This is a genomic window from Streptomyces sp. NPDC050509 (assembly GCF_044457965.1).
Classification (GTDB): domain Bacteria; phylum Actinomycetota; class Actinomycetes; order Streptomycetales; family Streptomycetaceae; genus Streptomyces.
The window spans coordinates 572962-586241 of record NZ_JBITHL010000005.1; the positions used below are offsets into that span (position 1 = coordinate 572962).

The following is a 13280-nucleotide window of genomic DNA, read 5'->3' on the forward strand; positions in this document are numbered from 1 at the left end:
CGCCACCTGGCAGACTCGTCCCCTCACCTCCTCCGCCTCAGGTGCCGATTCCGCGTACCTGAGGCGGAGGCGGCGCAGGCAAGGGATCGGGACAGTGGAAGCCTGCTCAGCCGCACCGTGTCCGACGTGCGGCGGGCCGTCATTGCCGATCGCTGCAGAAGGGCTGGCCCCTACATGTTCGCCACGCAGAGGCGCGAGGTCGCACCGCTCTCGCCGGACCGTTCCGCGCTGAAAACGGTCGCGGGATGTCTCGGCGCCGGACTCGCGCTGGGTGTCATGACGAACCTGGCGCAGGGCTGGCTGCCGGGCAACTGGAACCAGATCGCCAACTCGGGGGCGGTCTGGTCGGCGGTCGCCTTCGTCGCCGGCGCCCTGCTGGCGGACCGGGGCGTACGGGTAGCGGTGGCCGGAGGGCTGGTCGCGGAAGTGGGGCTGGTCACCGGCTACTACGGGTTCGCCGAATTCGGCCGTGGCGGCATGGGCACGCTGACAACCGGGCTGGTGTGGCTGGTCATGGCGGTCGTGGCCGGACCACTGTTCGGCGCCGCCGGGGCATGGTGGCGGCGCGGCAGCATCCGGCGCCGTATCGTGGGGGGCGCCTCGGTGGCCGGAGCGATCGGCGCGGAGGCCGCCCACTACGCCTTCGTGCTGCACTACATGCCGCAGGCCTCGGTTTGCGCGGCACTCATGGTGGCGCTGCCCCTGGCGATGGCACGCGGCAACCGTGAGCGGGCGCTGACGCTGGCGGCAACCGTGCTACTGGCACTGTGTGCCTACGCGGTCGTCTACCAAGGTTTTCTGGGGACGGTCCTGGGCTGACCGGCCCTGGCACGAGTGGAGAAACGGTGTGAGCGTCTCTTGGTTCCGGCGTGCCTGGGTTCCGGACGCGGCCGTCGGCCTCGCTGTTCTTGTTCTGGGGCTTCTGGAGGTGGCCTGGCATGCTTCGTCCGTGGTCGACGGTCCACAACTCCTGCTGGTCATGAGCGCCGCGACGGTGGTCGGCGGGAGCCGGCGCGCACCGGGTGCGGCGCTCGCCCTGGCCGCGCTGGTGAGCGTGGCCCAGGTGCTGGCCGCCGTCCCTTTCCTGCTCGTCCAGGTCGGCGAGGCGAGCGTGCTCTTCTGCTGTGCCCGGTGGGGGAACCGGGCGACCGTGTGGCTGAGCGGCCTGGCCGTCCCCCTCGCCGTTGGTCTGGTCCTGCTGCATGCCGCCGCGGGTGGCCCGCTGCCGATCGCGGGGCCCCTCGACGGGCTGAGCGTCTGGCTCAGCCAATCCGGGGCGAACTGGGCTTACGTCGTGCTGGTCACCGCCGTGACGCTTCTGGGGCTGCCCTGGCTGGCCGGGCTGACGGTCCGCTTCGCGGAGCGCGCCCGAGTCGCGAAGCGGTCGCAGGAAGCCGCCGAGGCGGACACGGAACGCGCGCACGCCGAACGCTCCCGGGCCCAGGAGATCGCCGCGCTCCAGGAGGAGCAGGCGCGCCTGGCCAGGGATGTCCATGATGTCGTCGGCCACTCGCTGGCGGTGATCCTCGCGCAGGCCGAGTCGGCCCAGTACCTTCCCGACGACGAGGACGCACGCGACGGCATGAAGAGGATCATGCAGAACATCGCGACGTCGGCCCGTAGCTCCCTGCAGGACGTACGGCACGTGCTGACCGGCGCCCCGGCGGACGACGGCGGACGGGTGGGGCGCCTGGACGACATCCTGACCGGGGTGCGCGCGGGCGGCCAGGAAGTCATCCACACCGAGCACGGCACCGAACGTCCCCTGGCGCCCGATGTGCGGAACGTGGTTCTGCGCGTGCTGCAGGAATCGCTCACCAACGCCGTCAAGCACGGCCGCAGAAGTGTTCCGGTCCGTCTGGACCGCCACTGGCCGCAGCGGCCCGGGGAGCACGAACTGCGCATCCAGGTGCGGAACGCGATCGCCGCCGAGTCGAAGTCCGTCGCGTCCGCCGGGCTGGGGCTGACCGGCATGCGGCAGCGCCTCGCCCTGGTGGGCGGCAGGCTCGACATCCAGCGGGGAACCGGCGGCGAAGGCGAGGAATTTCAGGTCACGGCGTGGATTCCGGTACGGACGGAGTCCCGATGAACCGGCTCGACGACTCCAACCGCGACATCCGGGTCCTGCTCGTCGACGACCAGCGGCTCTTCCGCGAGGGCGTGCAGGTGATGGTGCAGGCCCAGCCGGACATGACCGTCGTCGGCACCGCCGCGGACGGACACGAAGCGGTCCGCCTCGTCGACGAGCGCCGGCCCGACGTGGTCCTCATGGACATCCGCATGCCGGGCATGGACGGCGTCGAGGCCACCCGGCAGATCTTCCTGCCCTCCCCCACCACCGGCCTCATCCGCCCGCTCCGGGTGGTGGTGCTGACCACGTTCAACCTCGACGACCGGGCCGCCACCGCCATCCGCCACGGCGCCAGCGGTTTCCTCCTCAAGGAAGCCACCCCGCAGCAGCTCTGCAACGCCATTCGCACCGTGCACGCGGGGCACGCGGTGCTCGCCCCCGCCGACCTCATCACCCTCATGGAACAGCAGGTCCGCGCCACGACCCCGGCACCGGCCGCCTTCGGCGCCCTGACGGACAAGGAGCGGGAGGTCTTCGTCGCCGTCGCCCAGGGACTGAGCAACGCCGAGATCGCACGCAGCGTCTTCGCCGGGGAGTCGACGGTCAAGACCCACGTCGGATCCATCCTGCGCAAGCTCGGCTTGCGCGACCGGGTGCAGATCGTGGTGTTCGCCCACGAGCACGGCCTCGTCTGACGACCCGAACCGGCCCGGCTGACTTCCGGCCTTCCGACCTTCTCAACGGAGGGACGATGTTGATCGAATGGATGGAGAGCATCCTGGACGACGTCCGATGCGCACGTCCCGCCATACACGCGGAGCTGGACGAGGCGGCCCGTACGCTCGGCGGGCCCCTTCCCGACAGCGGGGCTGAACCCTTGATCGCCATGCGGAGGACCGTGGTTACTGAGAGCGGTGAGTGACCACGGAACCGTGAAATTGCTCATCCATGGCCCATTTCACGGGTCCGTTGTCCATCAAGACGCGGAACCTGCACCGGGGCGCGCTCAGGCCAGGCTCTCCCGCCACGCGCGGTGCAAGCCCGCGAAGCGGCCCGTGCCCGCGATCAGGTCGGCCGGGGCGCCGTCCTCCACGATGCGGCCGTGCTCCATCACCAGGACCCGGTCCGCGATCTCGACCGTCGACAGTCGGTGGGCGATGACCACCGCCGTACGGCCGTGCAGCACCGTGCCCATCGCGCGCTGCACCGCCCGCTCGCCCGGGATGTCCAGCGAGCTGGTCGCCTCGTCCAGGATCAGCACCGCCGGGTCCGCGAGCAGCGCGCGGGCGAACGCGACCAACTGGCGCTGGCCCGCCGAGATCCGGCCGCCCCGCTTGCGTACATCCGTGTCGTAGCCGTCCGGCAGACCGCTGATGAAGTCGTGCGCGCCGATCGCCTTCGCCGCCGCCTCGATCTCCGGGCGGCCGGCGTCCGGGCGGCCGATGGCGATGTTCTCCGCGACCGTGCCGGAGAAGAGGAACGCCTCCTGCGTCACCATCACCACCCCGCGCCGCAGCTCGGGCGTGTCCAGCTCGCGCAGGTCCACGCCGTCCAGCAGGATCCGGCCCTCCGTCGGGTCGTAGAACCGGGCCAGCAGCTTGGCCAGGGTGGACTTGCCCGCGCCCGTCGAGCCGACGACCGCGACCGTCTGGCCCGCCGGGATGGTCAGATCGAAGTGGGGCAGGACCTCGCCGCCCGTGCGGTACGCGAAGCGCACCCCCTCGAAGACGGCCGCCCGGCCCGGGAAGCCGCCCTCCGTCGCGGGCAGTTCCCTCGGCCGCTCCGCCTCCGGCACGGACGGGGTCTGGGCCAGCAGGCCCGCGATCTTCTCCATGGAGGCGGCGGCCGACTGGTACGAGTTCAGGAACATCCCGAGCCGGTCGATCGGGTCGTACAGCCGCCGCAGATACAGCGCCGCCGCCGCGAGCACCCCGAGCGGCAGGGTGCCGTCCGCCACCCGGTAGGCGCCCCAGAGGACGATCCCGGCGACCGCCGTGTTCGCGACCAGCCGGGAACCCGTCACATAGCGGGCCATCTCCAGGATCGCGTCACCGTTGCTGCGCTCGTGACGGTGGTTGAGCGCACCGAAGTCCGCGTCGTTGGCGCGCTCGCGCCGGAACGCCTGCACCGGCCTGATGCCGTTCATCGTCTCCGCGAACTTCACGATGACGGCCGCGATCGCGGTGGAGCGCCGGGAGTAGGCCAGGGCCGCCCGCCGCTGGTAGAGCCGTACCAGCAGATAGAGCGGTACGAAAGACGCGACGGCCACCGCGCCGAGCCCCACGTCCAGGTAGAGCAGCAACGCCGAGATGTAGACGAAGGCCAGCACCACGGCGATGAGTTCCTGAAGGCCCTCGCTCAGCAGCTCGCGCAGCGACTCCACGTCCGTGGTCGACCGGGAGATCAGCCGCCCCGACGTGTACCGCTCGTGGAAGTCGACGCTCAGCGCCTGGGCGTGGCGGAAGATACGGCCGCGCAGATCGAGGAGCACGTCCTGGTTGATCCGGGCGGAGGCCCGGATGAACGCGTACTGCAGGACGCCCGACCCCACCGAGCAGATCAGATACCCCGCGCCGACGGCGTACAGCGGTCCGTACTCCCCGGCGCGGAACGCGGGCACGCCCCGGTCGATGGCGTACGCGACGATCAGCGGCCCGGCCTGCATCACGGCCTGCTGGAGCAGCAGGAGCAGCGCGGCCACCGCGACCCGCGTACGCCGCGCGCGCAGCAGGGACCGCAGCAGCGCGCCGGTGGCGCCCGGGGGCGCGGGCAGCGCGTCCTTCCCGAAGGGGTCGTCCGCGCCCGGGCCGGCCCCCGGACCGGGCGCGGGCCCCGACGGCGAGGGCGAGGGCGAGGGCGACTGAGGGGGCACCTCGACCGGATCCGGCTCCGGGCCGTGCGCGTCCGTCGTGGTCGACGTCGTCATCGGACACTCTCCTCAACGGGCTCCGAGGCGGGCTCCGAGGCCCCCGACATCAGCCACGCGTACTCCGCGCTGCTCCGCAGCAGCTCCTGATGCGTCCCCACGGCGGCGATCCGGCCCCCGGAGATCAGCGCCACCCGGTCGGCGAGCAGCACCGTCGACGGCCGGTGCGCCACGACCAGCGCCGTCGTCTCCCGCAGGACCCGCCGCAGCGCCGCCTCCACCCGTGCCTCCGTGTGCACGTCCAGTGCGGAGAGCGGGTCGTCCAGTACGAGGAAGCGCGGCCGGCCGGCCACCGCCCTGGCCAGCGCGAGCCGTTGGCGCTGGCCGCCGGAGAGGCTGTGGCCCTGCTCGCCCACCTCGGTCTGTACCCCGTGGGGCAGCCCCTCGACGAAGTCCGCCTGCGCCACGTCCAGCGCGCGCGGCAGCGCGTCCGGCCCGGCGCCCGCCGCGCCCATCAGCACGTTCTCCCCGACGGTGGCCGAGAAGAGCGTGGGCTCCTCGAAGGCCACGGACACCAGCACCCGCAGCCGCCACCTGGGCAGCTCCGTGATGTCCTGCCCGTCCAGGGTGATCCGCCCCGCCGTCGCCTCGTGCAGCCGGGGTACGAGCGCGGTCAGCGTCGTCTTGCCCGACCCCGTGGCGCCGACCAGCGCCATCGTCTCGCCGGATCTGATGTGCAGATCGATCCGGTCCAGGACGGGCACGGAGTCGGCGGCGGCGTCGGGGTAGCGGAACGAGACCCCCTCGAAGCGCAGCCCGCCCCCGGCGCCGCCCGGGTGCGCCGCGAGGACCCCGGTCGCCGACCCCTGCGCCTCAGCTTCCTGAGCCTCCGCTTCCTGCGCCTCCGCTTCCTCCCGTACGTCCATCACCTCGAAGTACCGGTCGGTCGCCGTCGCCGACTCCTGGCTCATCGCCAGCAGGAACCCGATCGACTCCACCGGCCAGCGCAGCGCCAGCGCCGTCGACAGGAACGCCACCAGCGTGCCCGCCGAGAGCCCGCCGTCCGCCACCTGGATCGTGCCCAGCACCAGCGCAGCGCCGATGGCCAGCTCGGGAACGGTCATGATCACGGCCCAGATGCCGGCCAGCAGCCGCGCCTTGCCCAGCTCCGTCGTGCGCAGCCGCCGCGCCAGCTCACGGAAGGCCAGCGCCTGGCTGCGGTGGCGGCCGAACCCCTTGATGATCCGGATGCCGAGCACGCTCTCCTCGACCACCGTCGTCAGATCACCGACCTGGTCCTGCGCCTTCCGCGCGACCAGTGAGTACCGCGTCTCGAAGAGCGAACAGACGATCACCAGCGGGACGACGGGGATCAGCAGCACCAGCCCCAGCGACCAGTCCTGGAGCAGCAGAATCACAAAACCGACCAGGATCGTCGTCGCGTTGACCAGCAGGAAGGTCAGCGGGAACGCCAGGAACATCCGGAGCAGCATCAGGTCCGTCGTGCCGCGCGACAGCAACTGGCCCGAGGGCCACCGGTCGTGGAAGGCCACCGGCAGCCGCTGCAGATGGCGGTAGAGATCGGCGCGCATCGCCGCCTCGACCCCCGCCAGCGGCCGGGCCACCAGCCACCGCCGCATCCCGAACAGCAGCGCCTCAGCGACCCCCAGCGCCAGCAGCGCCAGCGCGCCGAGCCAGACGCCGCCGGGGTCCCGGTCCTTCACCGGGCCGTCCACCATCCACTTCAGGACGAGCGGCATCACCAGCCCCAGGCACGAGGCCACTATCGCGACGACCGCCGCCATGGCGAGACGCCTGCGCACCGGTCGTACGTACGGCCACAGCCGCAGCAGCGAACGGACGGAGGAGGACCGCTCCCCGGGGCGTTCCCCGGGCCGGTCCGTGGCGGGTGCGTCTGTCTCGGTCATCAGAGCGAGCCTACGGTCCGCCACTGACAACGCTCATGTGGTTTTCCTGCCACTCTCGTCCAGTCGTACCAGCGCATCAACTGATCGGATGATGGCGAGTCGAGCGCGATGGCCGATGTCGCCCGTCCCCGTCGCACGGAACCCTCGTACGCATGGCGATCATCGAAGTGAACGGCCTGCGCAAGGCGTACGGCGGCCGAACGGTGGTGGACGGCGTCTCCTTCACCGTGGACGAGGGGGAGATCTTCGGGATCCTCGGACCCAACGGCGCCGGCAAGACGACCACCGTCGAATGCGTCGAGGGCCTTCGGGTCCCGGACGCCGGTACGGTGCGGGTCGCCGGGCTCGACCCGGTCACCGACCACGACCGCGTGACCCGGATCCTCGGCGCACAGCTCCAGGAGAGCGAGCTCCAGGCCAAACTGACCGTACGGGAGGCCCTGGAACTGTACGCGGCCTTCTACCCGGAGCCGGCCGACTGGCGGCCCCTGGCCGAACGGCTCGGCCTCACCGCCCGGCTGACGGCCCGGTTCGCGAAGCTCTCCGGCGGCCAGAAGCAGCGGCTGTTCATCGCGCTCGCGCTGATCGGCAACCCGCGCGTAGTCGTCCTCGACGAGCTGACCACCGGACTCGACCCGCGTGCCCGCCGCGACACCTGGAGCCTGATCGAGGAGGTACGGGACTCCGGCGTGACCGTGCTGCTGGTCACCCATTTCATGGAGGAGGCCCAGCGTCTCTGCGACCGTATCGCCGTGATCGACCACGGCCGGATCGCCGCGCTCGACACCCCGTCCGGGCTGATCGGCCGCTCGGCCGCCGCCACCGTCATCTCCTTCACCCCCTCCGCGCCGCTCGACGACACCGAACTGGCCGCGCTGCCGCAGGCGGTCTCCGTCGACACACGGGGCGACCGCGTGGTGATCAACGGGACGGACGACACCGTCAACGCCGTGATCACCCTGCTCGCCCGGCACCGCGTCACCGCGCACCAGCTCCGGGTCACCGAGGCGACCCTGGACGACGCGTTCCTCGACCTCACGCGGACGGCGGACACCACCGCCCCCGCTCCCGCGAGCCCCGCCGGAAAGAAGGCCTGAGCCGATGCCCGCCCCTGCCACCGACCCCGCCGCCCCGCGTCCCGCCGCCCCGGGTCCCGTGGCCCCGTCCCGTTCCGCCCCTGCCGCTGTCGTCAGGGCCGAGGCCCGGCTCTTCCTCCGCGAGCCCGGAAGCCTCTTCTGGGTCGTCCTCTTCCCGACCGTCCTGACGACGATCCTCGGGCTGATCCCCTCCTTCCGCGAGACCTCGGACGAGCTCGGCGGCCGACGCGTCATCGACCTCTACGTGCCTGTCGGCGTTCTGCTCGCCATGATCATGTCCGGGCTCCAGGCCATGCCGCCCGTCCTCACCGGCTACCGCGAACGCGGCATCCTGCGCCGGATGTCGGCGACCCCCGTACGGCCCGCTTCCCTGCTCGGCGCCCAGATCGTGCTGCACGGGGCCGCGGCGCTCTGCTCCGCCGTCCTGGTGATCGTCGTGGGCAGAACCGCCTTCGGTGTCAAGCCGCCGGGCCAGCTCGCCGGTTACGCGGTGGCCCTGGTCCTCGCCACGGTGAGCGCCCTCGCGCTGGGCGCGGTGGTGTCGGCGGTCTCCCGTACGCAGAAGATCGCCGGGGCCGTCGGCTCCGCCGCCTTCTTCCCCGCGATGTTCACGGCGGGGGTCTGGATGCCCGTGCAGACCATGCCGGGCACCCTGCGCCACCTCGTCGAACTCACCCCCTTCGGCGCCGCTTCCCAGGCGCTCGACCAGGCGATGCGCGGCGACTGGCCGGGCTGGGGCCATCTCGGGGTGACGGCGCTGTGGGCCCTCGTGCTGACGGCCGGGGCGGCCCGCTGGTTCCGGTGGGAGTGAACGGCGGGGTCTCCAGGTGAGAGCGGCCACCGCGGCGGCGCGCGGGCACACTGGGGGGATGCCCGGCACCCCGACCACCGCGACCACCGCGCCCACCGCGACGACCCCGACCACCGCGTCCGCGCCCGGGTCCGCGTCCGCGCCCGGGTCCGCGCCTGCGTCCGTCTCCGTGGAGGAGCGCTGGGAGCAGTTCTTCCGCTGGGGCCCGTACGCCACGCTCGCCCTCTCCACCGGCATCTCGGCCCTCGTCGACAGCCACCGCGCGCCCGTCCCCAGCGCCGCGCTGCTGCTCGCGGCCTTCGCGCTCCAACTGTGGTGGCACCGGACCCGTGGCCGGGTGCCCGCGCGGTCCCGGCCGTCCCGGGCGTACTACGTGGCCCGTACGGCCCTCGCGTTCGCGCTCACCTGGCTGCACCCCTTCTACTCGATCTACGCCATCCTCGGCTATTTCGACGTCGACCGGCTGCTGCCCCGGCGGTACGCCCGCACCGGCATGTTCGTCACCGCCGTCACCATGGCGGGCTCGCAGTCGGGCGGGCTGCCGCCGACGTCCCCGCTCCAGGCGTTCGTCCTCGGGGCGCTCTTCCTGCTGCACTGCTCCCTTGTCTTCATCTTCGGCCATCTCGCGACCCGTGAGGCCGAGAGCGTACGGGAGAAGGCCGCCACCATCGCCGAGCTGGAGCGCACCAACGCCCGGCTGGAACAGGCCCTCGCGGAGAACGCCGCCCTCCAGGCCCAGTTGCTCGTCCAGGCCAGGGAAGCCGGTGTCGCCGACGAGCGCCGCCGGCTCGCCGCCGAGATCCACGACACCATCGCGCAGGGCCTGGCCGGGATCATCACCCAGCTCCAGGTGGTCACCACCACCCCCGACCACGCGCTCGCCCGCCTCCATCTGGAGCGGGCCGCCGACCTCGCCCGGCACAGCCTCGGCCAGGCGCGCAGATCCGTACAGAACCTCGGCCCGGCCGAGCTGGAGCACGACACGCTCCCCAAGGCGCTCAGGAAGACGGTCGCCACCTGGGCCGAACGCTCCGGGCTGCGGGCCGGGTTCACCGTCACGGGTACGGTGGAGCCGCTGCACGACGAGGTCGCGGCGACCCTGCTCCGTATCGCCCAGGAAGCCCTGGCCAACACCGCCCGGCACGCGCAGGCGCGCCGCGTGGGCGTCACGCTCTCCTACATGGGCGACGAGATCAGCCTCGACATACGGGACGACGGCCGCGGCTTCGACGCGCTCGCGACGCCCCCGCGCTCCGGTACGGGCGGCTTCGGTCTGGCCGGGATGCGCGCCAGGGCGGAACGCCTCGCGGGCACCGTCACCGTCGAGTCGGCGGCGGGGGAGGGGACGGCGGTCTCGGCTCGCGTACCGTTGGTGCGCCATGGCTGACAGGACCGGCGGGACCGGCACACCGGACAGGATCATCACCCTGATCGTCGTCGACGACCACCCGGTCGTACGGGACGGTCTGCGCGGCATGTTCGAGTCCGCGCCCGGCTTCCGGGTGCTCGGCGAGGCCGCGAACGGAGTCGAGGGCGTCGCGCTCGCCGTCCGTCTCGACCCCGACGTCGTCCTGATGGACCTGCGGATGCCGGGCGGCGGCGGGGTCGACGCGATCGCCGAACTCACCCGCGGCGGCGCCCGTGCCAGGGTCCTCGTCCTCACCACGTACGACACGGACTCCGACACGCTCCCCGCGATCGAGGCGGGCGCGACGGGCTATCTGCTCAAGGACGCGCCCCGCGAGGAGCTGTTCACGGCGGTACGGGCCGCCGCCGACGGCCGTACGGTCCTCTCGCCCGCCGTCGCCTCCCGCCTCGTCTCCCACGTACGGGCCCCGGCCGCCGGGGGCGAACCCCTGTCGGCGCGCGAGCGCGAGGTGCTGGGCTGGGTCGCCAGGGGCACGTCGAACCGCGAGATCGCCGTCGAACTGTTCATCAGCGAGGCCACGGTGAAGACCCATCTCACCCATCTCTACGCCAAGCTGGGCGTGAAGGACCGCGCGGCGGCGGTCGCGGCCGGCTACGACCGGGGCATCCTCGGCTGACCGCACCGCACCGCACCGCCCTGACCCGCACCGTGCTGACGTGCCCCGCCCCGTCCCTGACGTGCCCGTCACGCGACCACCCGGAACAGCAGCGCCGCCCGCGCCGGGACCCGTACCACCGCACCCCCCTTGTGCGCCGTCCCCGGCGCCTCCCGCTGGTCCGTGCGCGCCGTGTCCACCACCAGTTCGTACGCGCCCGCCCACGGCGGCCCTGGCAGCGTGAACTCCACCGGCCGGGGGCCCGCGTGCAGGACCGTCAGGAAGCTGTCGTCCGTGATCTTCTCGCCGCGCGCGTCCCGCCCCGGGATGTCGCGCCCGGAGAGGAAGAGCCCGAGCGAGGAGGCCGGGGCGTACCAGTCCGCCTCCGTCATCTCCGCGCCGTGCGGGGTGAACCACGCCAGGTCCCGCAGTCCGTCCGGGGCCTGGCGGCGGCCGGAGAAGAAGGCGCGGCGGCGCAGTACGGGGTGGGCGCGGCGCAGGGCGAGGAGCCGGACGGTCAGCCGGTGCAGCTCCAGCGGCCCGTTCTCCGTGCCGTCCGCCCTGTCCCGGGCGTCGGCGCCGTCGGCGTACTCCTCGTCGAGAAGAGACCAGTCGACCCAGCTCACCTCGTTGTCCTGGCAGTACGCGTTGTTGTTGCCGCCCTGCGTACGGCCCATCTCGTCGCCCGCGACCAGCATCGGCACGCCCGTCGACACCAGCAGCGTGGTCAGCAGGTTCCGGAGCTGGCGCCAGCGCAGGGCGTTGACCGCGGGGTCGTCGCTCGGGCCCTCGGCGCCGCAGTTCCAGGACCGGTTGTCGTCCGTCCCGTCCCGGTTGCCCTCGCCGTTCGCCTCGTTGTGCTTCCGCTCGTACGACACCAGGTCGCGCAGCGTGAAGCCGTCGTGCGCGGTGATGAAGTTGACGGAGGCGTACGGCCGCCGCCCGCCCCACGCGTACAGGTCGCTCGACCCGGAGAGCCGGTAGCCGAGGTCCCGTACGTCGGGCAGGGCGCCGCGCCAGAAGTCCCGTACGGCGTCGCGGTAGCGGTCGTTCCACTCCGTCCACAGCGGCGGGAACGCCCCGACCTGGTAGCCGCCGCTGCCCACGTCCCACGGCTCGGCGATCAGCTTCACCCGGCGCAGCACCGGGTCCTGGGCGATCACCGCGAGGAACGGCGAGAGCATGTCGACGTCGTGCATGGAGCGGGCCAGGGCCGCCGCCAGGTCGAAGCGGAAGCCGTCCACACCCATCTCCGTCACCCAGTAGCGCAGCGAGTCGGTGATGAGCCGCAGCACGTGCGGCTGGACCACGTGCAGGGTGTTCCCGCAGCCGGTGTAGTCGGTGTACCGGCGGGCGTCGGCGGGCAGCCGGTAGTAGCCGCGGTTGTCGATGCCGCGCAGGGAGAGCGTCGGACCCCGCTCCCCGGCCTCCGCCGTGTGGTTGTAGACCACGTCGAGGATGACCTCTATCCCCGCCGCGTGCAGCGCGCGCACCATCTCCTTGAACTCCTCGACCTGCTGGCCGCGCGTGCCGGTGGCGGCGTACCCGGCGTGCGGGGCGAAGTAGCCGACGGAGTTGTAGCCCCAGTAGTCGCGCTGTCCGCGCCGCAGGAGGTGGTCCTCGTGCGCGAACTGGTGGACGGGGAGCAGCTCGACCGCCGTCACCCCGAGGCGCCGGAGGTGGCCGATCGCCGCCGGGTGCGCGAGGCCCGCGTACGTACCGCGCAGCTTCTCCGGGATCCCCGGGTGGAGCTTGGTGAAGCCCCGTACGTGCAGCTCGTAGATGACGGAGTCGGCCAGGGGCGTCTTGGGCCGCCGGTCGTCGCTCCAGCCGTCGTCGGGCGCCTCGTCGTGGACGACGACCCCCTTGGGGACGAACGGGGCGGAGTCGCGGTCGTCGCGCACGGTGTCGGCGACCTGGGGCTGCGGCCAGTCCCGTACATGCCCGTAGACCTCGGGGGGCAGCGCGAACTCCCCGTCGACGGCGCGCGCGTACGGGTCGAGCAGCAGTTTCGCCGGGTTCCAGCGGGCCCCCGTCCAGGGGTCCCAGCGGCCGTGGACCCGGAATCCGTACCGCTGCCCGGGGCGTACGCCGGGCACGAAGCCGTGCCAGATCTCATGGGTCAGCTCGGTCAGCGGCAGCCGGCTCTCGGTGCCCCGGTCGTCGTAGAGACAGACCTCGACCCCCTCCGCGCCGCCCGCCCACAGCGCGAAGTTGGTGCCCGCCACCCCGTCGGGAGCGACCCGGTAGCGGGCCCCGAGGGGGGTCGGCGCGCCCGGCCTGACGACGGGCGCGGGGGCGCCGGGCGGCTCGTCCCCCTCCGTGGCGTGTTCCGTGATATGCCCCGTGGCGTGCTGCACGACGTGTTCCGTGGCGCGTTCCTGGTGGACTGTCTCCTGCTCGGCTGCGCTCGCCACTGACCGGCCTCCCGCGGCTCATGGGCCCCGCTCCCCGGCGCGCACGGCGTCCCGGCCGTGGGCTGC

At 72.7% G+C, this 13280-nt stretch carries 10 protein-coding genes; 7 read left to right on the plus strand and 3 right to left on the minus strand.

Annotated elements, in window-relative coordinates; translation table 11 throughout:
* The first annotated feature begins 174 nt into the window (after positions 1-174).
* Genes ACIBJC_RS18045 through ACIBJC_RS18055 form a run of 3 tightly spaced genes read left to right on the plus strand, consistent with a single transcriptional unit; the run spans position 175 to position 2766 of the window.
* Positions 175-819: a DUF6518 family protein gene (locus ACIBJC_RS18045; protein ID WP_399293088.1), complete on the plus strand. Its 645-nt coding sequence runs from the start codon at positions 175-177 to the stop codon at positions 817-819.
* A gap of 28 nt (positions 820-847) precedes the next feature.
* Positions 848-2089 (plus strand): sensor histidine kinase, encoded by a 1242-nt coding sequence (locus ACIBJC_RS18050; RefSeq protein ID WP_399293090.1) that lies wholly within the window; start codon positions 848-850, stop codon positions 2087-2089.
* The gene (locus tag ACIBJC_RS18055; RefSeq protein ID WP_399293092.1) at positions 2086-2766 is read left to right on the plus strand and encodes a response regulator; all 681 of its coding nucleotides are present in this window, start codon (positions 2086-2088) and stop codon (positions 2764-2766) included. The genes ACIBJC_RS18050 and ACIBJC_RS18055 overlap by 4 nt, the downstream gene beginning before the upstream one ends.
* Positions 2767-3077: 311 nt before the next feature.
* On the opposite strand, the gene ACIBJC_RS18060 is transcribed toward ACIBJC_RS18055, so the two are convergent.
* Positions 3078-4997 (minus strand): ABC transporter ATP-binding protein, encoded by a 1920-nt coding sequence (locus ACIBJC_RS18060; protein ID WP_399293095.1) that lies wholly within the window; start codon positions 4995-4997, stop codon positions 3078-3080.
* Positions 4994-6865: an ABC transporter ATP-binding protein gene (locus ACIBJC_RS18065; RefSeq protein ID WP_399293097.1), complete on the minus strand. Its 1872-nt coding sequence runs from the start codon at positions 6863-6865 to the stop codon at positions 4994-4996. Before ACIBJC_RS18065 ends, ACIBJC_RS18060 begins: the two co-directional genes overlap by 4 nt.
* A 152-nt stretch (positions 6866-7017) precedes the next feature.
* Between ACIBJC_RS18065 and ACIBJC_RS18070 the strand changes: the two genes are divergently transcribed.
* From ACIBJC_RS18070 to ACIBJC_RS18085, 4 genes are read left to right on the plus strand one after another with little or no spacing between them, the layout of a single operon-like run.
* Positions 7018-7962, plus strand: a complete 945-nt coding sequence (locus ACIBJC_RS18070) for an ABC transporter ATP-binding protein (protein ID WP_399293099.1) — start codon at positions 7018-7020, stop codon at positions 7960-7962.
* A gap of 4 nt (positions 7963-7966) precedes the next feature.
* Complete coding sequence (locus ACIBJC_RS18075; protein ID WP_399293101.1) at positions 7967-8773, plus strand: ABC transporter permease; 807 nt, start codon at positions 7967-7969, stop codon at positions 8771-8773.
* Positions 8774-8831: 58 nt separating this feature from the next.
* Positions 8832-10160, plus strand: a complete 1329-nt coding sequence (locus ACIBJC_RS18080; RefSeq protein ID WP_399293103.1) for a sensor histidine kinase — start codon at positions 8832-8834, stop codon at positions 10158-10160.
* Positions 10153-10818: a response regulator gene (locus ACIBJC_RS18085; protein WP_399293105.1), complete on the plus strand. Its 666-nt coding sequence runs from the start codon at positions 10153-10155 to the stop codon at positions 10816-10818. Before ACIBJC_RS18080 ends, ACIBJC_RS18085 begins: the two co-directional genes overlap by 8 nt.
* A gap of 68 nt (positions 10819-10886) precedes the next feature.
* On the opposite strand, the gene glgX is transcribed toward ACIBJC_RS18085, so the two are convergent.
* Entirely contained in the window at positions 10887-13136 is a 2250-nt protein-coding gene (gene glgX / locus ACIBJC_RS18090) for a glycogen debranching protein GlgX (RefSeq protein WP_399293224.1), read from the minus strand.
* Positions 13137-13280: the final 144 nt, after the last annotated feature.

Coding starts and splice junctions, on each gene's coding strand:
- ACIBJC_RS18045 (WP_399293088.1), top strand. CDS start 175: ATGTTCGCCACGCAGAGGCGCGAGGTCGCACCGCTCTCGCCGGACCGT.
- ACIBJC_RS18055 (WP_399293092.1), top strand. CDS start 2,086: ATGAACCGGCTCGACGACTCCAACCGCGACATCCGGGTCCTGCTCGTC.
- ACIBJC_RS18060 (WP_399293095.1), bottom strand. CDS start 4,997: ATGACGACGTCGACCACGACGGACGCGCACGGCCCGGAGCCGGATCCG.
- ACIBJC_RS18065 (WP_399293097.1), bottom strand. CDS start 6,865: ATGACCGAGACAGACGCACCCGCCACGGACCGGCCCGGGGAACGCCCC.
- ACIBJC_RS18070 (WP_399293099.1), top strand. CDS start 7,018: ATGGCGATCATCGAAGTGAACGGCCTGCGCAAGGCGTACGGCGGCCGA.
- ACIBJC_RS18075 (WP_399293101.1), top strand. CDS start 7,967: ATGCCCGCCCCTGCCACCGACCCCGCCGCCCCGCGTCCCGCCGCCCCG.
- ACIBJC_RS18080 (WP_399293103.1), top strand. CDS start 8,832: ATGCCCGGCACCCCGACCACCGCGACCACCGCGCCCACCGCGACGACC.
- ACIBJC_RS18085 (WP_399293105.1), top strand. CDS start 10,153: ATGGCTGACAGGACCGGCGGGACCGGCACACCGGACAGGATCATCACC.